Here is a 22,851-nt window from a genome sequence, read left to right on the forward strand (position 1 = left end):
GGACAGTTTGTCTAAAGGTATTGCTCTATCGGTGTCAGCCTCGGTGCTGTTCGCCGTCATGTATTTCTACACTTCCTTGCTGTCTCCCCTGAGCGGCGTGGAAATCTTCGGCTGGCGAATGCTGTTGACCGTACCCTGCATGACCGTGTTCATGGTGGTTTCCGGCGAGTGGCGGCGAGTGGTCGAAATCCTCCGTCGGGTGGGCAGCAAACCGGCATTGTTCGGTGGTCTGCTGCTGTCTTCGGCATTGCTCGGCGTGCAACTCTGGTTGTTCATGTGGGCGCCGCTGAACGGCCACAGCCTTGACGTTTCGCTGGGCTACTTCCTGCTGCCGCTGACCATGGTACTGACCGGGCGCATCGCCTATGGCGAGCAGCTCTCGTACCTGCAAAAAATCGCCGCGTTTTTCGCCACCCTCGGCGTGCTCAATGAGTTGTATCAAGTGGGCAGCTTTTCCTGGGCGACCCTGTTGGTGGCCATCGGTTACCCGACCTACTTCGTGCTGCGCCGACGTCTGGCGGCGGACAACCTCGGTGGTTTGTGGCTGGACATGGCGCTGCTGCTACCGGTGGCGTACGGGTTCGTGCACAGCGGCGAACAGGGCTTTGCGGTGTTCGATCAACATCCGTGGCTGTCGCTGCTGATCCCGCTGCTCGGGGTGATCAGTGCCTCGGCGCTGGTGGTGTATATCATCGCCAGCCGGCTGCTGCCGTTCAGCCTGTTCGGTCTGTTGAGCTACGTCGAACCGGTGCTGTTGCTGGGGGTTGCGTTGCTGCTGGGGGAAAGCATCAAGGCTGGGGAATGGCTGACGTACATCCCGATCTGGATGGCAGTGCTGGTGCTGGTGTTTGAGGGGTTCAAGCATTTGATGCGGCATCGCCGACCTTAACGCTGCGCAAAACAATGTGGGAGCGAGCTTGCTCGCGATGGCGTCTTCAGTTTCAACATTGATGTTGGCTGACAGATCGCTATCGCGAGCAAGCTCGCTCCCACAGGTTTACAGTTGAAGCAGATTACTCAGTGGAGAGCACACCACGGCGAACCTGGTCACGTTCGATGGATTCGAACAGTGCCTTGAAGTTGCCTTCGCCGAAGCCATCGTCGCCTTTACGCTGGATGAATTCGAAGAACACCGGCCCCATCAGGGTTTCCGAGAAAATTTGCAGCAACAAACGCTTGTCGCCCGACTCGGACGAGCCATCCAGCAGAATCCCCCGCGCTTGCAGTTCGTTGACCGGCTCGCCGTGGTTCGGCAAACGGCCTTCGAGCATTTCGTAGTAGGTTTCTGGCGGCGCGGTCATGAAGCGCATGCCGATCTTTTTCAGGTGATCCCAGGTCTTGATCAGGTCATCGGAAAGGAAGGCAACGTGCTGGATACCCTCGCCGTTGAACTGCATCAGGAACTCTTCGATCTGCCCGGCGCCCTTGGACGACTCTTCGTTCAGCGGGATGCGGATCATGCCATCCGGAGCGGTCATGGCCTTGGAGGTCAGGCCGGTGTATTCGCCCTTGATGTCGAAGTAACGGATTTCGCGGAAGTTGAACAGCTTCTCGTAGAAGTTCGCCCAATAAGCCATACGGCCGCGATACACGTTGTGGGTCAGGTGGTCGATGATCTTCAGGCCCGCCCCGACTGGGTGGCGGTCAACGCCTTCGATGAACACGAAGTCGATGTCGTAGATCGAGCTGCCTTCACCAAAACGGTCGATCAGGTACAGCGGAGCGCCGCCGATGCCTTTGATCGCTGGCAGGTTCAGCTCCATCGGGCCGGTCTCGATGTGAATCGGCTGGGCGCCGAGTTCCAGGGCTCGCTTGTAGGCTTTTTGCGAATCCTTGACGCGGAACGCCATGCCGCACACCGACGGGCCGTGCTCAGCCGCAAAGTATGAGGCGACACTGTGAGGTTCGTTGTTGAGGATCAGGTTGATCGCGCCCTGGCGATACAGGTGCACGTCTTTGGAACGGTGGGTCGCGACCTTGGTGAACCCCATGATCTCGAAGATCGGTTCAAGGGTATTCGGGGTCGGCGATGCGAGCTCGATGAATTCAAAGCCCATCAGGCCCATTGGGTTTTCGTATAAATCTGCCATGGTTGGCGCCTCATCATGCTGATTAACGGATCGTTAGTTACGAGCAATGCTGAGAGCGGCGGGTGGCGCGCAGGAGATGCCTCGCACACTGCGGGCGAGAAAGTCACCGTAGATCAATTGGAACCCAAATATCTTCATTGTCGACCCAAGGCTCTTGCGGGCGAGGCTTCTGCTGCCAGAAGACGTTATTCTTATATGCGTAACCGGATTCTACACAGCGTAACCGGGTTTGTCCGCCTTCTCTATAAAATCCCCCTTTTTGACGCCGGTGCAAGGGGTTTGTTGCACAGGTAGATCCCCAGCAGAATCGCCCCGCCTCCCAGGCACATCGCCAGGCTCAGTTGCTCGCCCAGCAACAGCGCACCCAGCATCACTGCGGTCAGCGGATTCAGCGCAATGAACACTCCCGAGCGGGTGGCGCCGATTTTACGGATGCCGTCGTAGTACCAGATATAGGCCAGCGCCGAACCGAGTACGCCCAGATACAGCAGGCTCAGAAGCTGCCCCACCTGCAATTCGCTCAGGACCTCAAGACTCACCTCGCCGCGCACCGCGCTGGTCGCCCACAACATCAATGTGCCCAGCACAATCGAGTAGGTGACGGTGTGCAGTGGGCCTAATGTCTGACTCAGTCCTTTGGAAAACAACGAGTAGACGCCCCAACCCAGCACGCAACCGAAAATCAGCAGGTCACCGACCCAGGTGTTCGCGGCATCGCCATCAAACACTTGCTGGTTGCGGCTGACAATCACCACCCCAGCCCCGGCGATGCATATCGCAATGCCTACAACTTTGACTCGACTCAAGCGCTCCTTGAACAGCAGCCACGACGCCAACCCGATGATCGCCGGATTCAACGCCACGATCAGTGAGGCACGAGAGGCGTTGATGTAGTGCAAGCCGTAAAAGAAACACAGGTTGTAAAAGAAGATCCCGAAAAAACCCAATACCCCCAACTGCAACCACTGCCTGAAGGTCGGGCGTGCCAAAGGGATACGCGCCAACGCCATGAACAGCAGCAAGGCCAGGCTCGCCAGCAGAAAACGCAGGCTCGCGGCCAATAACGGGCTCAGTGTGTCGGCAAGAAACCGGCCGGCAACGAAGGTCCCGCCCCAGATCATGGTGACAGTGGCGAGTTTCAGGTAAACCGTGACATCCGAATCACGGGAGCCGCTCTGGACAAGGCTTTTCATAAGTCTCCACGATAAATGAGCAGTCAGTTTGCGTACGGTATGGAGTATTCTTTGTGTAATGCTTGATCATCGTAAAATGAGTAAATACTCATGACCCTGACCCAACTCGAGATTTTTTCGCTGGTGGCCGAGCTGCATGGCTTTACCAGCGCGGCCAACCGCCTGGGCATCACTCAGTCGGCGGTGTCGCATGCCATCAAGTCGCTGGAACAGGAACTCGGTGTCGAGTTGCTCAGAAGGCATCAGTCCCACATCGAGCTCAGCGATATCGGACAACAGCTGTTGTTGCGCGCCCGCGCCATGCTCGGGTTGGCCAGCACTCTGCGCCAGGAAGCAGCGGATGCCCGCGGGATGAAGCGCGGCACGCTGCGCATTGGCTCATTTGGACCGACCTCGTCGATCAAACTGCTGCCGAAGATTTTGCAGCACTACCGCGCGACCTATCCGGGGATCGAGGTACACATCGACGAAGGTCCGGATCGGCAAGTGCTGCAGTGGCTTGAAGAGCGGCGTATCGATGTCGGTTTTGTGGTGTTGCCCGAGGAGCGTTTCGATACCTTTGCGCTGGTGGAAGACCAGATGGTCGCGCTGATACCGGCCGATCACGAGCTTGCCCGGCGCGACAGCCTAACCTTGAGTGATCTGTGTCACGACCCGTTCATTCTCACCGAAGCAGGCTCCTCGGAGCTGGTTTCACGCCTGTTCAGCGCTGCCCGGCTGACCCCGGACATTCGCTATCGCAGCTCGCAACTACTCAGCACGCTGGAAACCGTCAGCCGTGGCGACGCCTTGACGCTGGTCGCCGAACTTTCGCTACCGGACGCGGAACAGCCGCGCTACGTGACAAAGCCCCTTACACCGCCGGTCAAACGCCAGGTGGGTCTGGCGGTGCTCGATCAGCGCCAGTCATCACCGGCCACCCTGGCGTTTATCAAGTTGGCGGTGAATCTGGATTACCGTTGAAAAGCACAAAACCCGTACGCCATCTATCATGGCCCGTGTCTGTACTCTTTTTGAGAGGCAAGCCTGTGTCCTGCCTGCATTTGAGAGCCCTTCTCTATCTGAGTGCCCTAGTCCATCGGCACAGGTTCCACAAATGCCATTGACCGTCAAAGCCCGCCGCACGCCGCTGACTCGCAACCTCATCACACTGCTGATCGGTCTGGTTCCTGTGCTACTGGGTAGCATCATTCTGCACATGCAAGCCGAACGGGTGCTGGAGCAAAGCACCAACCAGACGGCCGAAGAAGCGGTGCGCCAATTCGATTTGATGCTCGACAACACCGCGCAGGCGGCGCAAGAACTGCTGCCGCTGGCCGGACAGCCTTGCGCTGATGTCAAACTGGCCCTGCGCGAACAAGTCACACGCCGGCCCTTCGTGCGTTCGACCAATCTGGTGTGGGACAACAACATATATTGCAGTTCACTGTTTGGCGACTATCAGGCAACGGTTGATCCTGGCGAGTACATACAAGGCAAGCTGTGGTTGATGAGCGGCAACCCGGTCACACCCGACACCGCGCTGCTGGTGTATCGCCTCAGCGAAGGCAAGCAAGGCGCCCTGACCTCCATTGACGGCTATCACCTGAGCAACGTCCTGCGGCTGATTGGACGCAAGACCCTACTGTTACTGCAGGTCGGCCCCCACTGGTTGTCGGCCGATGGCAAGGTCCACGAGGGCGCCCTGCCCGTATTGCCGATAGCCCAAAGCAATCGTGAGTCTTCGCGGTACGCCTATGAAGTAGAGGCCGGCTTTCCCGAGGGCGAAGTCTGGCGCTACATGAAAAGCGAATACCCGCCGCTGTTCAGCCTGCTGATCTTCTTTGGGGGAATTGCCGGGACCCTTGGTCATTGGCTACAGAAACGCTCGTCGTCACCCAGTCACGAATTGCAGCGGGCACTGGAAGCCGGTGAGTTCGTCCCTTACTTTCAGCCCGTGGTTCACGGCGACACTAAACAGTGGGCCGGCATTGAGGTATTGATGCGCTGGAAGCACCCGAAAGAAGGCCTGGTGCGCCCAGACCTGTTCATTCCGTTCGCCGAGCACTCCGGCCTGATCGTGCCAATGACTCGCTCGTTGATGCACCAGACGGCAGCGTTACTCGCCCCGCATGCGCATTTGTTCCATGAGCGCTTTCACATTGGCATCAACATCACCGCCAGCCACTGTCGTGACCTTGAGCTGGTAGACGATTGCCGCGAGTTTCTCTCAGCTTTCCCGTCAGGCAAGATCGCCCTGGTTCTGGAACTGACCGAGCGCGAGCTGATCGAACCTGACGCCATCACCCTTCAATTGTTCGAACAGTTACATGAGCTGGGGGTGATGATTGCGATCGATGACTTCGGCACCGGGCATTCGAGCCTGGGCTACTTGCGCCAGTTCAATGTGGACTTTCTGAAGATCGATCAAAGCTTTGTGGCGATGATCGGGGTCGATGCCTTGTCCCGTCATATACTCGACAGCATCATCGAACTCTCGGCCAAGCTGGACCTTGGTATCGTTGCCGAGGGTGTCGAAACCATTGAACAGAGTGATTATCTTGCCGCTCACGGGGTGAACTTCCTGCAAGGCTACCTATTTGGACGACCACTGCCGGGCGCCGATTTCATTATTGCGCTGGACAGCCACTAATTAGCCACTTTTCGCGCTCCAGGGAAACCCTCAACAAGTGGGCCCCTGCAGAAAATTGCATCAAACAGCAGCGTGCGTTACATAAAGAAAAAGACGCGATTTACTCTGAGCGAATTAACTACTACAATTTTTCTTGCCTGCGCAAGATTGACAGGTGAGCCAATAACACCGAGTCGCTACAAGGCTCTTGGCTTATAGCTTTGTTGGCGGTTGGTATCAGCCAAACACACTATTGGAGTAAAGATATTGTCCAGACTCGCTGAATTTCGTGCCGCTGAAAAGGCCCTTCAAGAACAGCTCGCGCAGCTGGAATCGCTGAAGAACGACGCCGGGCTCAAGAAAGAAATCGAATTCGAAGAAAAGCTCCAGGGGCTGATGAAATCCTACGGCAAGAGCCTGCGCGACATCATCGCCATCCTCGACCCGAATCCGAAGTCCAGCCTCCAGCAGGCCGCCGCACCTAAAACTCGCCGCGCCCGCGTGGTCAAGGTTTATCAAAACCCGCACACCGGTGAATTGATCGAAACCAAGGGCGGCAATCACCGCGGCCTGAAAGCCTGGAAAGAACAATATGGCGCGAGCACCGTTGACTCCTGGCTGCGCGCTTAAGCTTCCCTGTGCCCCTCCAAAAGCCCTGCCTGTGCAGGGCTTTTTTATGCCCATCCAGACTTAATGCAACGATGATCGGCGATCTAGTTGCAAACGCCCGACAAATATCGTCGGTGCCTGGCACAACTTTATGCTTAATCCCTTTGGATATTGAGCAATAACCCTCGGCACTGAAAGCGTGCAGGCGTCGTGCACTACTAAAGTTTCAAACTGTTTCGCGCATCGCGTATTTCATCCTGACTTGCCGCATAAACCTCGGCCTGACCTGCGTAGGAAAAAACATAGGCTTTATCGGCATCTAGCGCTGCGACTAATGTTTGCGACAACACATGTCGCCCATTCTGGGTGACCGTACAGGTGGTTTCCAGCGCTTGCAGGCGGCTCAATGTAGCGGGGTGAATTTTGTTGCAAACACTTTGATAGCCGCCCTGAAAAAAATCCTTTTGCACGGACTTGCGCATTTCCAGCAGCACACCTTGTAAATTGACTTCATGCCCGGGCTCAACCTCGGTCATGGTCAACTCCATGACCAGGACAGGATCACCGTTTGCATCGTTTTTCACTGCCCGCTGCCTGGAAACCTTGGCCGGTGTTTGAGTTGTCGCATTATCTTGAGGCAATACTTGTACTTCCCAGCCGGTGGGCCAGGTGATCTCGGGAAGCACCGTCTCGGCGCTGGCAACCGCCGAAAACAGGCAGGTCAAAACAATCAGGTAGCTATACGGTCGAATCATTGCACTAAACACTGGTGGGGCGAGCATTAAAGTCTGAGCCCAGCCACGCCACCAGGCAATAGCCGAAGGTTTTGCTTTGGCGCAACGCGGGCCCTTGCGTATCATTGGCGCACTGCAAAACTGCTTTCCGGAGGGCCCATGAGCCTGCACGAACTGAATACGTTCCCCGGCGTTACCGCCCAACCTGACACCGCCACGCAACAATTCGTCTTCAACCACACCATGTTGCGGGTCAAGGACATCACCAAGTCCCTGGATTTTTACACGCGCATCCTCGGCTTTACGCTGGTGGAAAAGCGCGATTTCCCGGAAGCCGAGTTCAGTTTGTACTTCCTGGCGCTGGTCGATAAAAACCAGATCCCGGCCGACGCCGCTGCACGCACCGAGTGGATGAAATCGATTCCCGGGATTCTTGAGCTGACGCACAACCACGGCACGGAGAACGACGCGGATTTCGCCTACCACAACGGCAACACCGACCCTCGCGGTTTCGGCCATATCTGCATTTCGGTGCCAGACATTCGTGCCGCGTGCGAGCGCTTCGAAGCCCTGGGCTGCGATTTCCAGAAACGCCTGAACGACGGTCGCATGAAGAGCCTGGCCTTCATCAAGGACCCGGATGCGTATTGGGTTGAGATCATTCAGCCGGCACCGCTGTAAAAAGATCGCAGCCTGCGGCAGCTCCTACAAGGCTGCGATCTTTTGATCCACAAACACAAAACCCCATGATCGCTCATGGGGTTTTGTGTCTTCAGCGTTGACGTTTACGCAGGTGCAGACGTGCGAATCAGGTGATCGAAAGCGCTCAGCGATGCCTTGGCACCCTCACCTACTGCAATCACGATCTGCTTGTACGGCACGGTCGTTACGTCACCGGCAGCGAACACACCCGGTATCGATGTCTCACCACGGTTGTCGACGATGATCTCGCCGCGCGGCGACAGCTCGATGGTGCCTTTGAGCCAGTCGGTGTTCGGCAGTAAACCGATCTGCACGAAGATCCCCTCCAGCTCGACGCTCAAGACTTCGCCTGACTGACGATCCTTGTAACGCAACCCGTTGACCTTCTGACCATCGCCAGTCACTTCAGTGGTCTGGGCGCTGGTGATGACAGTCACGTTTGGCAGGCTGTGCAATTTGCGCTGCAACACCGCGTCGGCACGCAACTGCACGTCGAACTCCAGCAGGGTCACATGGGCAACGATACCGGCCAGGTCGATGGCCGCTTCGACACCCGAGTTGCCGCCACCAATCACCGCAACGCGTTTGCCTTTGAACAGCGGGCCGTCGCAGTGCGGGCAGTACGCCACACCTTTGTTGCGATATTGTTGCTCGCCCGGGACGTTCATTTCACGCCAGCGAGCACCGGTCGCAAGGATCACGGTCCTGGCTTTCAGTGAAGCGCCGCTGGCGAATTTGATCTCGTGCAACTCGCCGCTCTTGCCTGGCAGCAGCTTATCGGCGCGTTGCAGGTTCATGATGTCGACGTCGTACTGCTTGACGTGTTCTTCCAGCGCGACAGCGAGCTTCGGCCCTTCAGTCTCCTGTACCGAGATGAAGTTTTCGATGGCCATGGTGTCCAGCACCTGCCCACCAAAACGTTCGGCCGCAACGCCAGTACGAATGCCTTTACGGGCGGCGTAGATTGCCGCCGAAGCACCGGCCGGACCACCGCCGACAACCAGCACGTCAAAGGCTTGTTTGGCGCTGATTTTCTCGGCCTGACGCTCGATGCCGCTGGTGTCGATCCTGGCGAGGATTTCTTCCAGGCCCATGCGCCCCTGACCGAAATTCACACCGTTCAGGTAAACGCTTGGTACGGCCATGATCTGACGATCGTTGACCTCGTCCTGGAACAACGCACCGTCGATGGCGACGTGACGGATGTTCGGGTTCAGCACCGCCATCAGGTTCAGCGCCTGGACCACGTCCGGGCAGTTCTGACACGACAGCGAGAAGTAGGTCTCGAAGTTGAACTCGCCTTTGAGCGAGCGGATCTGTTCGATCACCTCACTACTGGCCTTCGAAGGGTGACCGCCGACTTGCAGCAAGGCCAATACCAGCGAAGTGAATTCGTGGCCCATGGGGATACCGGCGAAACGCAGGCTGATATCGCTTCCCGGGCGATTCAACGAGAACGATGGCTTACGCGCATCGGTACCGTTGTCGAGCAAGGTAATCTGTTGGGAAAGACTGGCAATGTCTTTGAGTAACGCGAGCATTTCCTGGGATTTCGCACCGTCGTCGAGGGAGGCGACGATCTCGATCGGCTGGGTGACCCGTTCCAGGTATGACTTCAACTGAGCTTTAAGATTGGCGTCCAACATACGGGCGATTTCCATTTTGAATAGTGTAGAAAAAACAACGCCCGGGCAGATTCGCCCAGGCGTTTTTTGGGGCGATATGGTTTACGTGCTTAAGAGCTCATCGCCCTCGATCGACTCACAGACTCAGATCTTGCCGACCAGGTCCAGAGACGGAGCCAGGGTGGCTTCGCCTTCTTTCCACTTGGCTGGGCAGACTTGGCCTGGGTGAGCAGCGACATACTGAGCCGCCTTGATTTTGCGCAGCAGCTCGGAAGCGTCACGGCCAACACCGCCGTCGTTCAGCTCGACGATTTTGATCTGGCCTTCCGGGTTGATCACGAAGGTGCCACGGTCTGCCAGGCCAGCTTCTTCGATCAGCACGTCGAAGTTGCGGGAGATCACGTGGGTCGGGTCACCAATCATGGTGTACTTGATTTTGCCGATTGCTGGCGAGGTGTTGTGCCATGCAGCGTGGGCAAAGTGGGTGTCGGTCGACACGCTGTAGATTTCTACGCCGAGTTTCTGGAACGTATCGTAGTTGTCAGCCAGGTCTTCCAGCTCGGTTGGGCAAACGAAGGTGAAGTCAGCCGGGTAGAAGAACACGACAGACCATTTGCCTTTCAGATCGGCGTCCGACACTTGGACGAAGTCGCCGTTTTTGTACGCAGTAGCTTTGAATGGTTTTACTTGGCTGTTGATGATAGGCATCGTTGATTCTCCATCAGGGTTGAAAAGTTGATGAGGCGAATCCTACCCACCCGATCGCCTGATGGCTCATTGGCAAACCTGATGCTGCTAATTGGTTTTCGCTATTAGCCAGCACTATCAATAGAAGAAAACCGTATTTATTCGCCAACAGCCTTTTCAGCGATACGGAGCCCAAGATGCACTGTGGGAGCGAGCCTGCTCGCGATAGCGGTGTAACAGTCACCCACAATGGTGAATGTTATGGCCTCATCGCGAGCAAGCTCGCTCCCACATTTGGTCTCAGGTGCTCAATAATCCGTGTACCCCCATAGCTTCAGAGGCACGGAAGGACGATTAGCCCGCCACCGGTGTACGCATGGTAACGAATTCTTCGGCAGCAGTAGGATGCACGCCGATGGTTTCGTCGAAATCGCGCTTGGTGGCGCCAGCCTTCAAGGCAATCGCCAGGCCCTGAACGATCTCGCCCGCTTCCGGACCGACCATGTGGCAACCCAGAACCTTGTCGGTCTTGGCGTCCACCACCAATTTCATCAGCGTGCGCTCCTGGCACTCGGTCATGGTCAGCTTCATCGGCCGAAAACGGCTTTCGAAAATCTGTACCTCATAGCCTTCTTCCCTGGCCTGCTCTTCACTCAGGCCAACGGTGCCGATGTTCGGCAAGCTGAATACCGCCGTGGGAATCATCTTGTAGTCGACCAGACGATACTGCTCAGGCTTGAACAGCCGACGCGCCACCGCCATGCCTTCAGCCAGGGCTACCGGCGTCAGTTGCACGCGACCGATCACATCGCCAATCGCCAGGATCGACGGCTCGGCGGTTTGATACTGCTCGTCGACTTCGACAAAGCCTTTCTTGTCGAGCGTGACCCTGGTGTTCTCCAACCCCAGGTTGTCGACCATAGGACGCCGCCCCGTAGCGTAGAACACGCAGTCCGCCTGCAACTCGCGACCATCCTTGAGGGTCACGTTCAAACTGCCGTCGGCCTGTTTTTCGATGCGCTCGATGTCGGCGTTGAATTGCAGATTCATCCCGCGCTTGGTCAGTTCCTCCTGCAAATGCTTGCGCACCGAACCATCAAAGCCGCGCAGGAACAGTTCACCGCGATACAACAAAGTGGTTTCAGCACCTAGCCCGTGGAAAATCCCGGCGAACTCTACGGCGATATAGCCGCCGCCGACCACCAGAACGCGCTTGGGCAGCTCTTTGAGGAAAAATGCCTGATTGGAGCTGATGGCGTGCTCATGCCCCGGAATCTCGGGGATCTGCGGCCAGCCGCCCGTGGCAACCAGAATGTGCTTGGCGGTATGGCGCTCGCCATTGATCTCGACCTCATGCGGGCCAACGATTTTCGCGTGACCTTCATGCAAGGTCACACCGCTTCCGATCAGCAGGTTGCGGTAGATACCGTTCAGACGATTGATCTCGCGATCCTTGTTGGCAATCAGCGTTGCCCAATCGAAATTCGCCTCGCCCAACGACCAGCCAAAGCCCTGCGACTGCTCGAAGTCTTCGGCGAAATGCGCCCCGTAGACCAGCAGTTTTTTTGGAACGCAACCAACGTTAACGCAGGTCCCGCCCAGATAGCGGCTCTCGGCCACTGCCACTTTCGCGCCAAAACCTGCAGCGAAGCGCGCTGCTCGTACACCACCGGAACCGGCGCCAATCACATAAAGGTCAAAATCGTAGGCCATTTTCAATCTCCTCGGCAGGCCACAAGCATACCCGCTGCAGCTTTCTCGGTCAGCGCTGCGAATTACATGGGGCCGGAAAATGAAAAAGCCACCCGAAGGTGGCTTTTCAGAACAAAACAGCGAAGCGCTTTTAGTAAGCCTTGCCAGTCTTGTAGAAGTGTTCGAAGCAGAAGTTGGTTGCTTCGATGTAGCCTTCAGCGCCACCGCAGTCGAAACGCGTGCCTTTGAACTTGTAGGCAATCACGCAACCGTCTTGCGCCTGCTTCATCAGGGCGTCGGTGATCTGGATCTCGCCGCCTTTGCCCGGATCGGTTTCTTCGATCAGCTTGAAGATGTCCGGAGTCAGGATGTAACGACCGATGATCGCGAGGTTGGATGGAGCATCTTCCGGCTTTGGCTTCTCGACCATGTTGCGGACGCGGTACAGGTCATCACCGATCAGATCGCCAGCGATTACGCCGTATTTGTGGGTTTCCTGCGGGTCGACTTCCTGGATCGCGACGATGGTGCAACGGTACTGTTTGTACAGTTTGACCATCTGGGTCAGTACGCCGTCACCTTCCAGGTTGACGCACAAGTCGTCCGCCAGCACGACCGCGAACGGTTCGTCACCGATCAATGGACGGCCGGTCAGAATCGCGTGACCCAGGCCTTTCATTTCGGTTTGACGGGTGTAGGAGAACGAGCACTCGTCGAGCAGCTTGCGGATACCGACCAGGTACTTCTCTTTATCAGTACCTTTGATCTGATTTTCCAGCTCATAGCTGATGTCGAAGTGGTCTTCCAGGGCGCGCTTGCCACGACCGGTAACGATGGAGATTTCTGTCAAACCAGCGTCCAGCGCCTCTTCAACGCCGTACTGGATCAGTGGCTTGTTCACCACCGGCAGCATTTCTTTAGGCATGGCTTTAGTCGCTGGCAGGAAGCGAGTACCGTAACCGGCTGCTGGGAACAAGCATTTCTTGATCATAAAAGTCCTTGAAAGGGCTGTGTGTACGAGTTTCGGCGCAGTCTAATCAGGCGGCGAGCACCTTACAATGCCCCACACTGGCTAACCGATGCCATCATAGAGAAATATTCCAGCGGATAGTTCCGCAGCGACACAGATTAGCCTCCAGGCTAACGCGTACGGAACAACGCAAAGGCTTCACTTTAGACCAGTGAACGCACCCCGGCACTTTTCCAGTTATCATTGCGCGACTGAACCAGCCAACGAGGCAGATAGATGTCGGCAGCAAAAAGCGTGAACGGTTACCTGATCAATCAGGCCAAAGATGGCCAATGGTGGGTCGACAGCACCAGTGGCGAAAACATCGCCGGGCCCTTCCCCACAGAAGCATTGGCGATTGAAGTGGCCTCGGTGCTGCAAGACACCCCGCCCGCACCCAAGCGGCGCGGCGCCAAGCCTGAGTAACGCGCGGTTCCCAGGGTCTCTGGAGAGCCCTGCCAACGTGCAGGGCTTTTCGGTGTTTGCCTGTACCGACATGGCTGTTCGCTATAGCATCTCGCTGCAGGGCGACTCGTGCCCTCTTCACCCTTTTCACTCGATGACGACCATTCCATGAAAAAATATCTGGCTCTGATTGCGGTGTTGGCTTTGAGCGGTTGCGCCACCGCGTCCAAAACCTATCTGGATAACGGCGAGCAAGGCCTGTCGATCGACTGTTCGGGTGAAGCCAATTCGTGGGCCAAATGCTATGAAATGGCTGATGCGTCCTGCGCCGGAACCGGCTATCGGATTATTGGCACCGATGGCACGCCAGCTACCAAGGAAAGCGACAAGACCCTGGGTGTCGATGTTGGCAACTTCAAGAGCCGCAGTGTCGTAGTGGTGTGCAAGTAACCGGCAAAACGTTGTTGGCCGTTACATGTGAATTTCAGCGAATTTGATCCCCAGGCCACGCACCGTCTCGATCAAATCGTCCAGCCGACTGAAGGATTCGACCTCGTCGTTTTCATCCACCAGGAAAAAGCTGCGCCCTGCACTTTTCTTGAAGAACACAATCCATTCGCCGGAGTTTGCCGGATTTTGAATCACATGGGTCGCAGAGATGTGCCCCTCTGCATGCCGCTCTCTTACTTGCTCTCGCTTCATTGGCCACTCCAAAAATGACAATGCCGTCCAAGCCCGAGGCTGGACGGCATTCCTGCTGATCGACGACAGTTTATCGGACGATATGGTCAATCAGCTAATTTCAAATTCAGCGAGCGAGGGGGAGTCGCCAAAAAAACTATGAGCCAGAAATGCACTTGTTGGCCGCATCCTGCACGTCTCCAGGCCGAATTGGCACATTGGACATACTTTCGTGGAGCTTGATGCTACTTCCGCCGGATCGCTCTTCGATGTCAAACACTGCTGCCGGACTCGCAGACAGTTTTCCCGCAACAATGACCCGGACGCCGTCCTTGTTGTAGGGCTCCATTTGCACAGCCCCTCGGGTACTGGCCAAATGCTTGGCCACGCAGTCGGCATACGCTTGAGGTTTTTTCCCCGAGATTACATTCATGGTCGGCAGCGTCTGACTAATCTCCGAGACTGTCGCACAACCACTCATCGCCAACGCCAGCACCAAAACGCCCCACTTCATACAAATCCTCCGATAAAGACCCTCCGACAGCACAAATACTGTTTTTCTCCGGGGACCGCTGCTTTATCACTCATAAAAACCCGAATAACTGTTTTTAATTGTCAAAGCAGCCTGCGGCAGCCCAATAATAAACCGTTCGTGCTGATAAACTGCGCCATTGCCCATGCTATCGTTTTGATTTTGTAGAAAAAGCCCTTCTGGAGGCGCCCCAATGAAATTTATCCACCAGCGCGAGCACCTCAACGAAGATGACATCGTCGTCATTCAATGCTCCCAAATGTGCAACATCCGCCTGATGAACGACGCCAATTTTCGCAGTTTCAAGAATGGCGGCCGTCACACCTACCACGGCGGCGCATTCGACACCTTCCCTGCGAAGATCACCGCGCCAAGCACCGGTTTCTGGAACATCACCATCGACACGGTCAACCGCCGGCCGATCAGCGTGACCCGCAAACCGACCCTGACTCACTCGATCAAAATCATCCGCCGGTCCAGCTCGAAACTCAGCTGAGGCCCCAGCCCGCACTGCGACAGACAGGTACGACCGTGGCTCAAACGACCAAGTACGTCATCAAATACAAACTCAACGGCGAGCGTCGCTTCGAATTCGCCCAACTTGAGAATGGTACCGAAGCAGAGGCCAAGGCCGCGCTCGCCGCCATTCATCGCGATGCGTCAGACATCATCAGCGATATCAGCGTGAGCAAAGCGCTGTAACGCTGACAAGCAAGGGCGGATGATATTATCCGCCCTGAAAGCTCCTCGACAACCACTCTGGAGTTCGACCGCAAGCACCGGAGTGTCGCCCACCCTTGAGCTCCCTAGACTGGCAAACCTCAACCTTGAGTTCAGGAGCCGGAACATGCCCACTTCTTCGCAGCACAACGCCCCCGTAGCGCGTTATATCGACGGCGTCTGTGCGATGGCCGAACATTCTCTGACCTCGCGTATCAATGCACTGGATTGGCCTTCCCTGGAGCAAGACCTCGACCGGGACGGCTGCGCGACGATCAAAGGACTGCTGAGCCCTGGGCAATGTGAAGACCTCAGCGCACTCTACGCTCAGCCTGCGCTTTTCCGCTCGCAAGTGATCATGGCCCGGCATGGTTTCGGGCGCGGCGAATACAAGTATTTCAGATACCCGCTGCCTGGCATCGTTGCTCGCCTGCGCGGCACGCTGTACCCAAGGCTTGTCCCGCTGGCCAACCGCTGGAATGAACGGATGGACTTGCCCAGCCGCTTTCCCATGGAGCACGCAACCTTCCTGCAACGCTGTCATGACGCAGGACAGGAGCGCCCTACGCCGCTGTTGCTGCAATATGGTCCGCAGGACTACAACTGTTTGCATCAGGATCTGTACGGCGAACATGTGTTCCCGCTACAAGTAGCGATTTTGCTGTCAGCCCCCGGTGAAGACTTTACCGGTGGAGAGTTCGTGCTGACCGAACAGCGCCCGCGGATGCAATCACGGCCCATGGTGATGAGCCTGGAGAAAGGCGATGCGCTGATCTTTGCCGTGCATCAGCGCCCGGTCAAAGGTGTTCGCGGTTATTACCGGGTTAACTTGCGCCACGGTGTCAGTCGCCTGCACAGCGGCAAACGGCATACCCTTGGAGTGATCTTTCACGATGCGCAGTAACGAGACGCCCACAGCCACGGTTGATCTGTTTGCCGATGAAGATCAGCAACCGGCCAGGACCGAGCAAATCGGCGAACAATCCTTCGTTCTCCGAGGCTTCGCCCTGCCCTGGGTGGAGCGATTGCTACCGGCATTGGAGAAGATTTTGCTGGCCGCACCGTTTCGACAAATGATCACCCCTGGCGGTTTCACCATGTCTGTCGGCTTGAGCAGTTGCGGCACGCTGGGCTGGACCACCGATCGCAGTGGTTATCGCTACACTCGCATCGATCCTGTCAGCAGCCAGCCTTGGCCGGCGATGCCCGAGGTCTTTCGGGCGTTGGCGCAAGCAGCCGCACAAGAAGCCGGCTTCCAACACTTTGAGCCTGATGCCTGCCTGATCAACCGTTACCTTGCGGGGGCCAAGATGTCATTGCACCAGGACAAAGATGAAAAATCCTACGATCCACCGATTGTTTCAGTGTCCCTCGGGTTGCCGGCGATGTTCCTGTTCGGGGGATTTGCGCGTAGCGACAAAAGTCAGCGAGTGCCGCTGTTCCACGGTGACATCGTGGTGTGGGGCGGCGTGGATCGCTTGCGTTATCACGGCGTGCTGCCGCTCAAGGAAGGTCATCACTCACAATTGGGCGCACAACGGATCAACTTCACGTTCCGCACCGCGGGATGAAACCCGGAGTTTGACCGCAAGCGCCGGAGTGTCCGCATCGCCCGCAGTCGCTAGGCTCCGTACGAGAACTCGCCGAGCGGCGATCAGGCAAGGCAAAAACAGGCGAGGAAGCGGAGTTTAGTTTACTAAATGAGCATTTCGAGCCTGTTTTTAACGCAGCCTGGTCGACGCGCAGGCAGTTTTCGTATGGAGCCTAGGCTGAACTGAACCTTCTACCGGTAATACCCCATGACCACTGCCAAACACACGACAGAGCAAGATCCCCGTTGGTCCGCAGTACTGGCTCGCGACCCTCGTGCTGACGGTCAATTTGTCTACGCGGTGAAAACCACCGGGATCTATTGCCGCCCCAGTAGCCTGGCGCGCCTGCCGAAACCAGAAAACGTCGAGTTCTTCGACACCGAGGAACAGGCTCAGGCCGCCGGTTATCGCCCGAGCAAACGCGCGGCGGCAGACCAAACCCATCTCGCCGCACAGCACGCGACACTGGTCGCAGCAGCCTGCCGGCAGATCGAGTCCGCCGAGACGTTGCCCAGCTTGAACGAGCTGGCAGAAGCCGCGCGAATGAGCGCCTTCCACTTTCACCGGGTGTTCAAAGCGGTCACCGGCCTGACGCCCAAGGGTTACGCCACCGCACAGCGTTCACGCAAGGTTCGTCAGCGCCTGGAGGTCGCAGGTTCCGTGACTGACGCGCTGTATGACGCAGGCTTCAATTCCAACAGCCGCTTCTACGAGTCCGCCGACCACCTGCTCGGCATGAAGCCCAGCGACTACCGTGCCGCGGGCCAGAACACCGACATCCGCTTTGCCGTCGGCCAATGTTCGCTGGGGGCGATTCTGGTGGCGCAAAGTCAACGCGGGGTGTGCGCAATCCTTTTGGGGGATGATCCTCACGCGCTAGTCTGCGACCTGCAAGACAAGTTCCGCCAAGCCAACCTGATTGGCGCCGACCATGACTTCGAACAACTGATTGCCAAAGTGGTGGGTTTCATCGAAGCCCCGGCGCTTGGCCTGGACTTGCCGCTGGATGTGCGCGGCACGGCGTTTCAGGAGCGGGTATGGATGGCGTTACGGGATATTCCGGCGGGCAGCACTGCCAGTTACGCCGAAATTGCCCAACGCATCGGCGCCCCGAAGTCTTTCCGGGCCGTGGCCCAGGCCTGTGGCGCCAATACTCTCGCGGTGGCCATTCCCTGCCACCGAGTGGTGCGCAGCGACGGCAACCTCTCGGGTTATCGCTGGGGTGTGGAGCGCAAGCGTCAACTGCTTGCGCGTGAAACCCAATCTTAGGGTCTGTACGAAAACTCGCCGAGCGGCGATCAGGCAAGGCAAAAACAGGCGAGGAACGGCTGGGGTCGCACCCGACTTTAGGGGCCTAAATGAGCATTATCCGCTGCGCGGCCCCTTCGGGCCGTCCTTCGGACGTTCTCACTCCGCTCGTCCGAGCCTGTTTTTAACGCAGCCTGGTCGACGCGCAGGCAGTTTCCGTACAGAGCCTAGAAAATGCCGATGTGTACTGCCACCGACTCAGGGCCGGTATAGGCTTCGAAATCGGTGACAAATCGGCGTTTGACCTGCGGATTGGCCTCGAAATACGCCCAGACTCTGCCCCACGCCTCGATCACACTGCCCGGCATCGCCCCCTTCGCCTCGAAAACCAGATACTGGCCGCCCTGCACCTCAATGGTTTCGTAGCCGGGGGCGGCTTCACTGACCGCCACCCCGGCCATCACATCGAAAGAGCCCGAGGCATCGGACTCATAGTGGGAGTACACCCCGTAAGCGGGTGAATCCGGTTTCTTATTGGCAATCTTGTCAAACAGCCCATCGACAAAAAATCGCTGCCACATCGGGCCGATTCTGGCGGTAGTTGCCTGCTGCTCGGCACTGTTGAGCGTACGTACACGCAGTCCCGACACGCGGAATGGTGAAATCTCGAGTTGCTTCAAATCCATGGAACAATTCCTCCGTAGTTAACGATTCACATCTACCACAACCCGACCACGCAACTGGCCGGCCAGCAACCGCGACGCTGCTTCAATCGCTTCGCTCAAACCAATTTCATGACTGATCAGCGGCAACAAAGCGAAATCCAGATCCTTGGCCAGACGATCCCAGGCAACGATGCGGTTGGCTTTGGGCTGGGTCACGCTGTTGATTCCGGCCAAGGTGATGCCGCGCAAAATGAACGGCGCAACGGACGCCGGGAAATCCATGCCTTGCGCCAAACCGCATGCGGCCACGGTGCCATTGGCCCGAGTACTGGCGCAAGCGTTGGCCAGGGTGTGGCTGCCGACCGAATCAATCACCGCCGCCCAACGCTCCTTGGCCAACGGTTTGCCCGGTTCGGAAAGACTGGCGCGGTCGATGATCTCGCTGGCACCCAGCTGCTTCAGGTACGCGTGTTCCGAGGTGCGGCCGGTGGAGGCAACCACCCGATAACCCAGTTTGGCCAGCAGTGCGATGGCGAAACTGCCGACGCCACCGTTGGCGCCCGTGACCAGCACGTCACCCTGCTGCGGGGTCACGCCGTTACGCTCCAGTGCCAGAATGCTTAGCATCGCCGTGTAACCGGCCGTGCTGATCGCCATGGCCTGGGCCTCGGTGAAAGCCGCAGGCAACGGGATCAGCCAATCGCCATCGAGCCGCGCCTTCTGTGCCAGCCCACCCCAATGACCTTCACCCACGCCCCAGCCATTGAGCAACACCTTGTCGCCGGCCTTGAAATCCGGATGGCTGCTGGCGTCGACCGTACCTGCCAAATCAATCCCCGGCACCATCGGGAATTTGCGTACCACGGGACTTGCACCGGTAATCGCCAAGCCGTCCTTGAAGTTCAGCGTGCTGTACGCCACGCGAACCGTGACATTGCCGTCGGGCAATTGATCTTCGCCGATTTCCCGGAGATTGGCGCGGTAACCGCTGTCATCTTTCTCAATCAAAATGCCGTTGAACATGGTTGTCTCCTGACTTGATCGTTAGTCGAAGGGCAAGCCCGAACGAACACCTTCGCAGCCGTTGCACAAAAAAGCCATGACCGATATCACAACCGAGGGCTACGCTTTTCTGCACTCGGCATCTGCGCCTAAAGGCCACTATCCTTGTGGCGGCGACTCCTGTTAAAAAATCCGCTCTTGTCATGAAGAGGACGTCCCAATGAGCCAGTGGCCTGACACGCGCATTCTTGATCTGCTCGGCATCGAATTGCCGATTATCCAGGCCCCCATGGCCGGCGCCAACGGATCGGCCATGGTCATCGCGGCCAGCAATGCCGGGGCTCTCGGCTCAATGCCCGCGGCCATGCTCAGCGTCGAACAATTGCGCGAAGAGCTGAAGATCATTCGCCAACACTGCCAGCGCCCGTTCAATGTGAACTTCTTCTGCCATCAACCACCGCTGGCCGATGAGCAACGCGCAGCACAATGGAAAACCCTGCTGGAACCGTATTACCGCGAACTGGGCGCTGACTTTGACGCACCGACACCGGTTTCCAACCGTGCACCGTTCGACGCCGCCGCCTGCGCGGTGGTCGAGGAGTTCCGCCCGCAGGTGGTGAGTTTTCACTTCGGCCTACCGGAAAAATCCCTGCTGGAGCGGGTCAAAGCCACGGGCGCGAAAGTCCTGTCTTCGGCGACCACTGTCGATGAGGCGATCTGGCTTGAACAGCACGGCTGCGACGCGATCATCGCCATGGGTTACGAGGCCGGCGGCCATCGCGGGATGTTTCTCAGTGATGATCTGAGCAGCCAGGTCGGCACCTTTGCCCTGGTGCCGCAAATCGTCGATGCGGTCAACGTACCGGTGATCGCCGCTGGCGGGATTGGCGATGCGCGCGGAATCGTCGCCGCATTCGCCTTGGGCGCCTCGGCGGTGCAATTGGGCACCGCTTATTTGTTTACGCCTGAAGCCAAGGTCAGTGTCTCCCATCACCGGGCACTGCGTATTGCCAAGGAAAGCGAGACGGCGCTGACTAACATTTTCAGCGGGCGTCCGGCACGGGGGATTATCAATCGGGTCATGCGCGAACTCGGCCCGATCAGCCCGCAAGCACCGAGCTTCCCGCTGGCCGGTGGCGCGCTGATGCCACTGCGGGCCAAGGATGAAGCAGATTTCAGCAACCTCTGGGCCGGGCAAGCGCTGCGGCTTGGGATTGAATTACCGACTGCAGAATTGACCCGACGCCTGGCTGACGATGCGCTGGCCAAATTGACTCGCCTCTAATCCCCCGTAGCAGCTGCCGAGCCCGCGAGGCTGCGTTCGAGGACGAAGTCCTCGCAAATCCTGCATACGCGGTTTTCCGGTAAGAACGCGCTGCCTGATTCAACGACTGCTTCGCAGCCGAACGCAGCCTCGCGGGCTCGGCAGCTGCTACGGGGTACGGGGTACGGGGCGCGTGACGGCTCATTGCGTGGTATTTGATACATTCCGTTTGTCGGCAATTCGCTATATATTCACCTATATAGCGTTTCACCCCCTCGCATCGGTGCAGTCCGCCCCTAATAAAAACTGCCCACTGCACTTGCCTACCTCGGAGCCGCTTCATGACTATTCGTGTCTCACGTTTTGCCCCTACTTGCCTGGCATCCTTGTTCGCCGTGTTCGCGTTTGGCTCAGCCCAGGCCGATGAAGTCCAGGTTGCGGTCGCGGCCAACTTCACCGCACCGATCCAGGCCATTGCTGCCGATTTCGAAAAAGACACCGGACACAAACTGGTCGCCGCCTATGGCGCCACTGGCCAGTTCTATACCCAGATCAAAAACGGTGCGCCGTTCGAAGTGTTCCTGTCGGCTGACGACAGCACCCCGCAAAAACTCGAGAGCGAAGGCGACACGGTCAAGGGTTCGCGTTTCACTTACGCCATCGGCACCCTGGCGCTGTGGTCGGCCAAGGACGGTTACGTTGACGCCAAGGGCAAAGTGCTCAGCGACAACAAATATCAGCACCTGTCCATCGCCAACCCGAAAGCCGCCCCTTACGGCCTCGCGGCGACCCAGGTTTTGGCCAAGCTGGGCCTGACCGACAAGGTCAAAGACAAGATCGTCGAAGGCCAGAACATCACCCAGGCCTACCAGTTCGTCTCCACCGGCAATGCTGAAATAGGCTTCGTCGCCTTGTCGCAGATCTATAAAGACGGCAAAGTCACCGGCGGTTCGGCGTGGATCGTCCCTGCCGACATGCACGACCCGATCAAACAAGACGCAGTGATCCTCAACAAAGGCAAAGACAACCCGGCCGCCAAGGCACTGGTTGCCTACCTCAAAGGACCTAAAGCCGCTGTTGTCATCAAGTCCTACGGTTATCAACTCTAAATGACGCTATCGAGTGCCGACTTTTCCGCCATCTGGCTGACCCTCAAACTGGCGTCCCTGACGACGGTCATCCTGCTGGTCATCGGCACTCCAATTGCCTTGTGGCTGTCGCGCACCCGCTCCTGGTTGCGCGGGCCCATCGGCGCAATCGTCGCCCTGCCCCTGGTGCTACCGCCAACAGTAATCGGCTTCTATCTGCTGCTGACCCTCGGCCCTAACGGGTTCGTCGGCCAGCTCACCCAATCACTGGGGCTGGGCACCCTGACGTTCAGCTTTGCGGGGCTGGTGATCGGTTCGGTTATCTACTCGATGCCCTTTGTCGTCCAGCCATTGCAGAACGCCTTCTCGGCGATTGGCACTCGTCCGCTGGAAGTGGCCGCCACCTTGCGCGCCAACCCCTGGGACACTTTTTTCAGCGTGATCTTGCCGTTGGCCAGGCCAGGCTTTATCACCGCCGCCATTCTCGGCTTCGCCCACACCGTCGGTGAGTTCGGCGTGGTGCTGATGATCGGTGGCAATATTCCAGACAAAACCCGTGTGGTATCGGTGCAGATCTACGATCACGTCGAAGCCATGGAATACGCCCAGGCCCATTGGCTGGCCGGGGCGATGCTGGTGTTCTCATTTCTGGTATTGCTGGCGCTGTACTCCAGCCGCAAAACCAAAGCCGGCTGGAGCTGA

General features: G+C 57.6%; 26 protein-coding genes. 15 read left to right on the forward strand and 11 right to left on the reverse strand.

The annotated features are described in order from the left end of the window. The first annotated feature begins 7 nt into the window (after positions 1 to 7). Positions 8 to 889 carry an EamA family transporter RarD gene (rarD, locus tag BK659_RS09750; RefSeq protein ID WP_123424917.1) on the forward strand — a complete coding sequence of 294 codons (882 nt, stop codon included), beginning with the start codon at positions 8 to 10 and terminating at the stop codon, positions 887 to 889. Positions 890 to 1,013: 124 nt separating this feature from the next. Here rarD and hppD read toward each other — a convergent pair whose 3' ends face one another. Continuing rightward, positions 1,014 to 2,090, reverse strand: a complete 1,077-nt coding sequence (gene hppD / locus BK659_RS09755; protein WP_123424842.1) for a 4-hydroxyphenylpyruvate dioxygenase — start codon at positions 2,088 to 2,090, stop codon at positions 1,014 to 1,016. Positions 2,091 to 2,332: 242 nt separating this feature from the next. After that, a complete protein-coding gene (locus BK659_RS09760) occupies positions 2,333 to 3,283 on the reverse strand; it encodes a DMT family transporter (protein WP_123424843.1) in 951 nt (316 codons plus the stop codon). Between the two features lie 90 nt (positions 3,284 to 3,373). On the opposite strand from BK659_RS09760, the gene BK659_RS09765 reads away from it, so the two are divergent. From BK659_RS09765 to BK659_RS09775, 3 genes are all read left to right on the forward strand, one after another. Then, a complete protein-coding gene (locus BK659_RS09765; RefSeq protein WP_123424844.1) occupies positions 3,374 to 4,246 on the forward strand; it encodes a LysR family transcriptional regulator in 873 nt (290 codons plus the stop codon). A gap of 133 nt (positions 4,247 to 4,379) precedes the next feature. Continuing rightward, positions 4,380 to 5,915 carry an EAL domain-containing protein gene (locus BK659_RS09770; protein ID WP_123424845.1) on the forward strand — a complete coding sequence of 512 codons (1,536 nt, stop codon included), beginning with the start codon at positions 4,380 to 4,382 and terminating at the stop codon, positions 5,913 to 5,915. 246 nt (positions 5,916 to 6,161) lie between these two features. Next, positions 6,162 to 6,524, forward strand: coding sequence for a histone-like nucleoid-structuring protein, MvaT/MvaU family (locus tag BK659_RS09775; protein ID WP_123424846.1), 363 nt, complete (start codon positions 6,162 to 6,164; stop codon positions 6,522 to 6,524). Positions 6,525 to 6,721: 197 nt separating this feature from the next. Here the strand turns inward: BK659_RS09775 and BK659_RS09780 are convergent, their stop codons facing one another. Beyond that, entirely contained in the window at positions 6,722 to 7,258 is a 537-nt protein-coding gene (locus BK659_RS09780; protein ID WP_123424847.1) for a DUF4946 domain-containing protein, read from the reverse strand. A 138-nt stretch (positions 7,259 to 7,396) separates the two neighbouring features. Here BK659_RS09780 and gloA point away from each other — a divergent pair, with 138 nt between their 5' ends. Next, positions 7,397 to 7,918: a lactoylglutathione lyase gene (gene gloA, locus BK659_RS09785; RefSeq protein WP_123424848.1), complete on the forward strand. Its 522-nt coding sequence runs from the start codon at positions 7,397 to 7,399 to the stop codon at positions 7,916 to 7,918. A gap of 104 nt (positions 7,919 to 8,022) precedes the next feature. Here the strand turns inward: gloA and ahpF are convergent, their stop codons facing one another. From ahpF to galU, 4 genes are all read right to left on the reverse strand, one after another. Further along, entirely contained in the window at positions 8,023 to 9,585 is a 1,563-nt protein-coding gene (ahpF, locus tag BK659_RS09790; protein WP_123424849.1) for an alkyl hydroperoxide reductase subunit F, read from the reverse strand. 123 nt (positions 9,586 to 9,708) lie between these two features. Further along, on the reverse strand, positions 9,709 to 10,272 hold the full coding sequence (gene ahpC / locus BK659_RS09795) for an alkyl hydroperoxide reductase subunit C (protein WP_123424850.1): 564 nt from the start codon (positions 10,270 to 10,272) through the stop codon (positions 9,709 to 9,711). Positions 10,273 to 10,605: 333 nt separating this feature from the next. Continuing rightward, positions 10,606 to 11,964 (reverse strand): glutathione-disulfide reductase, encoded by a 1,359-nt coding sequence (gene gorA, locus BK659_RS09805; RefSeq protein WP_123424851.1) that lies wholly within the window; start codon positions 11,962 to 11,964, stop codon positions 10,606 to 10,608. 130 nt (positions 11,965 to 12,094) lie between these two features. Further along, entirely contained in the window at positions 12,095 to 12,934 is an 840-nt protein-coding gene (galU, locus tag BK659_RS09810) for a UTP--glucose-1-phosphate uridylyltransferase GalU (protein WP_123424852.1), read from the reverse strand. 255 nt (positions 12,935 to 13,189) lie between these two features. On the opposite strand from galU, the gene BK659_RS09815 reads away from it, so the two are divergent. After that, positions 13,190 to 13,378, forward strand: a complete 189-nt coding sequence (locus BK659_RS09815) for a hypothetical protein (RefSeq protein WP_123424853.1) — start codon at positions 13,190 to 13,192, stop codon at positions 13,376 to 13,378. Between the two features lie 147 nt (positions 13,379 to 13,525). Further along, a complete protein-coding gene (locus BK659_RS09820; protein ID WP_123424854.1) occupies positions 13,526 to 13,807 on the forward strand; it encodes a hypothetical protein in 282 nt (93 codons plus the stop codon). Positions 13,808 to 13,828: 21 nt separating this feature from the next. Here the strand turns inward: BK659_RS09820 and BK659_RS09825 are convergent, their stop codons facing one another. Together BK659_RS09825 and BK659_RS09830 are read right to left on the reverse strand one after the other, a co-directional pair. After that, positions 13,829 to 14,059: a hypothetical protein gene (locus BK659_RS09825; RefSeq protein ID WP_123424855.1), complete on the reverse strand. Its 231-nt coding sequence runs from the start codon at positions 14,057 to 14,059 to the stop codon at positions 13,829 to 13,831. Between the two features lie 136 nt (positions 14,060 to 14,195). After that, positions 14,196 to 14,552 (reverse strand): hypothetical protein, encoded by a 357-nt coding sequence (locus BK659_RS09830; protein ID WP_123424856.1) that lies wholly within the window; start codon positions 14,550 to 14,552, stop codon positions 14,196 to 14,198. A 211-nt stretch (positions 14,553 to 14,763) separates the two neighbouring features. Between BK659_RS09830 and BK659_RS09835 the strand changes: the two genes are divergently transcribed. The 5 genes from BK659_RS09835 (at position 14,764) to ada (ending at position 18,151) form a co-directional block, all read left to right on the forward strand. Further along, on the forward strand, positions 14,764 to 15,066 hold the full coding sequence (locus BK659_RS09835; protein ID WP_019690029.1) for a DUF1883 domain-containing protein: 303 nt from the start codon (positions 14,764 to 14,766) through the stop codon (positions 15,064 to 15,066). Positions 15,067 to 15,101: 35 nt separating this feature from the next. Next, positions 15,102 to 15,272: a hypothetical protein gene (locus tag BK659_RS27730; RefSeq protein ID WP_185015306.1), complete on the forward strand. Its 171-nt coding sequence runs from the start codon at positions 15,102 to 15,104 to the stop codon at positions 15,270 to 15,272. Positions 15,273 to 15,477: 205 nt separating this feature from the next. Further along, on the forward strand, positions 15,478 to 16,194 hold the full coding sequence (locus BK659_RS09840; RefSeq protein ID WP_123424918.1) for a 2OG-Fe(II) oxygenase: 717 nt from the start codon (positions 15,478 to 15,480) through the stop codon (positions 16,192 to 16,194). Beyond that, on the forward strand, positions 16,184 to 16,861 hold the full coding sequence (gene alkB / locus BK659_RS09845) for a DNA oxidative demethylase AlkB (protein WP_123424857.1): 678 nt from the start codon (positions 16,184 to 16,186) through the stop codon (positions 16,859 to 16,861). The genes BK659_RS09840 and alkB overlap by 11 nt, the downstream gene beginning before the upstream one ends. 228 nt (positions 16,862 to 17,089) lie before the next feature. After that, positions 17,090 to 18,151, forward strand: a complete 1,062-nt coding sequence (ada, locus tag BK659_RS09850) for a bifunctional DNA-binding transcriptional regulator/O6-methylguanine-DNA methyltransferase Ada (protein WP_123424858.1) — start codon at positions 17,090 to 17,092, stop codon at positions 18,149 to 18,151. Positions 18,152 to 18,357: 206 nt separating this feature from the next. Here the strand turns inward: ada and BK659_RS09855 are convergent, their stop codons facing one another. Together BK659_RS09855 and acuI are read right to left on the reverse strand one after the other, a co-directional pair. After that, positions 18,358 to 18,816: a GyrI-like domain-containing protein gene (locus tag BK659_RS09855; RefSeq protein ID WP_123424859.1), complete on the reverse strand. Its 459-nt coding sequence runs from the start codon at positions 18,814 to 18,816 to the stop codon at positions 18,358 to 18,360. 18 nt (positions 18,817 to 18,834) lie between these two features. Further along, positions 18,835 to 19,818 (reverse strand): acrylyl-CoA reductase (NADPH), encoded by a 984-nt coding sequence (gene acuI / locus BK659_RS09860; protein WP_123424860.1) that lies wholly within the window; start codon positions 19,816 to 19,818, stop codon positions 18,835 to 18,837. A 199-nt stretch (positions 19,819 to 20,017) separates the two neighbouring features. Here acuI and BK659_RS09865 point away from each other — a divergent pair, with 199 nt between their 5' ends. The 3 genes from BK659_RS09865 to modB all read left to right on the forward strand — a co-directional run bounded on the left by BK659_RS09865 (position 20,018) and on the right by modB (position 22,851). After that, entirely contained in the window at positions 20,018 to 21,082 is a 1,065-nt protein-coding gene (locus BK659_RS09865; protein WP_123424861.1) for an NAD(P)H-dependent flavin oxidoreductase, read from the forward strand. Between the two features lie 320 nt (positions 21,083 to 21,402). Beyond that, positions 21,403 to 22,170, forward strand: coding sequence for a molybdate ABC transporter substrate-binding protein (gene modA / locus BK659_RS09870; RefSeq protein WP_123424862.1), 768 nt, complete (start codon positions 21,403 to 21,405; stop codon positions 22,168 to 22,170). Next, positions 22,171 to 22,851 (forward strand): molybdate ABC transporter permease subunit, encoded by a 681-nt coding sequence (gene modB, locus BK659_RS09875; RefSeq protein WP_123424863.1) that lies wholly within the window; start codon positions 22,171 to 22,173, stop codon positions 22,849 to 22,851. It begins immediately after the preceding gene.

Source organism: Pseudomonas brassicacearum (genome assembly GCF_003732225.1).
Taxonomy (GTDB): domain Bacteria; phylum Pseudomonadota; class Gammaproteobacteria; order Pseudomonadales; family Pseudomonadaceae; genus Aquipseudomonas; species Aquipseudomonas brassicacearum_E.

What these genes read in the sequence shown, in the direction of transcription:
- BK659_RS09830 (WP_123424856.1), bottom strand. Translation starts at nt 14,552, where the DNA reads ATGAAGTGGGGCGTTTTGGTGCTGGCGTTGGCGATGAGTGGTTGTGCG.
- modB (WP_123424863.1), top strand. Translation starts at nt 22,171, where the DNA reads ATGACGCTATCGAGTGCCGACTTTTCCGCCATCTGGCTGACCCTCAAA.
- BK659_RS09835 (WP_019690029.1), top strand. Translation starts at nt 14,764, where the DNA reads ATGAAATTTATCCACCAGCGCGAGCACCTCAACGAAGATGACATCGTC.
- galU (WP_123424852.1), bottom strand. Translation starts at nt 12,934, where the DNA reads ATGATCAAGAAATGCTTGTTCCCAGCAGCCGGTTACGGTACTCGCTTC.
- ahpC (WP_123424850.1), bottom strand. Translation starts at nt 10,272, where the DNA reads ATGCCTATCATCAACAGCCAAGTAAAACCATTCAAAGCTACTGCGTAC.
- acuI (WP_123424860.1), bottom strand. Translation starts at nt 19,818, where the DNA reads ATGTTCAACGGCATTTTGATTGAGAAAGATGACAGCGGTTACCGCGCC.
- ada (WP_123424858.1), top strand. Translation starts at nt 17,090, where the DNA reads ATGACCACTGCCAAACACACGACAGAGCAAGATCCCCGTTGGTCCGCA.
- BK659_RS09820 (WP_123424854.1), top strand. Translation starts at nt 13,526, where the DNA reads ATGAAAAAATATCTGGCTCTGATTGCGGTGTTGGCTTTGAGCGGTTGC.
- BK659_RS09780 (WP_123424847.1), bottom strand. Translation starts at nt 7,258, where the DNA reads ATGATTCGACCGTATAGCTACCTGATTGTTTTGACCTGCCTGTTTTCG.
- BK659_RS09765 (WP_123424844.1), top strand. Translation starts at nt 3,374, where the DNA reads ATGACCCTGACCCAACTCGAGATTTTTTCGCTGGTGGCCGAGCTGCAT.
- BK659_RS09760 (WP_123424843.1), bottom strand. Translation starts at nt 3,283, where the DNA reads ATGAAAAGCCTTGTCCAGAGCGGCTCCCGTGATTCGGATGTCACGGTT.
- gorA (WP_123424851.1), bottom strand. Translation starts at nt 11,964, where the DNA reads ATGGCCTACGATTTTGACCTTTATGTGATTGGCGCCGGTTCCGGTGGT.
- alkB (WP_123424857.1), top strand. Translation starts at nt 16,184, where the DNA reads ATGCGCAGTAACGAGACGCCCACAGCCACGGTTGATCTGTTTGCCGAT.
- hppD (WP_123424842.1), bottom strand. Translation starts at nt 2,090, where the DNA reads ATGGCAGATTTATACGAAAACCCAATGGGCCTGATGGGCTTTGAATTC.
- modA (WP_123424862.1), top strand. Translation starts at nt 21,403, where the DNA reads ATGACTATTCGTGTCTCACGTTTTGCCCCTACTTGCCTGGCATCCTTG.
- BK659_RS09815 (WP_123424853.1), top strand. Translation starts at nt 13,190, where the DNA reads ATGTCGGCAGCAAAAAGCGTGAACGGTTACCTGATCAATCAGGCCAAA.
- BK659_RS09865 (WP_123424861.1), top strand. Translation starts at nt 20,018, where the DNA reads ATGAGCCAGTGGCCTGACACGCGCATTCTTGATCTGCTCGGCATCGAA.
- gloA (WP_123424848.1), top strand. Translation starts at nt 7,397, where the DNA reads ATGAGCCTGCACGAACTGAATACGTTCCCCGGCGTTACCGCCCAACCT.
- BK659_RS09855 (WP_123424859.1), bottom strand. Translation starts at nt 18,816, where the DNA reads ATGGATTTGAAGCAACTCGAGATTTCACCATTCCGCGTGTCGGGACTG.
- BK659_RS09825 (WP_123424855.1), bottom strand. Translation starts at nt 14,059, where the DNA reads ATGAAGCGAGAGCAAGTAAGAGAGCGGCATGCAGAGGGGCACATCTCT.
- BK659_RS09840 (WP_123424918.1), top strand. Translation starts at nt 15,478, where the DNA reads ATGGCCGAACATTCTCTGACCTCGCGTATCAATGCACTGGATTGGCCT.
- BK659_RS09770 (WP_123424845.1), top strand. Translation starts at nt 4,380, where the DNA reads ATGCCATTGACCGTCAAAGCCCGCCGCACGCCGCTGACTCGCAACCTC.
- ahpF (WP_123424849.1), bottom strand. Translation starts at nt 9,585, where the DNA reads ATGTTGGACGCCAATCTTAAAGCTCAGTTGAAGTCATACCTGGAACGG.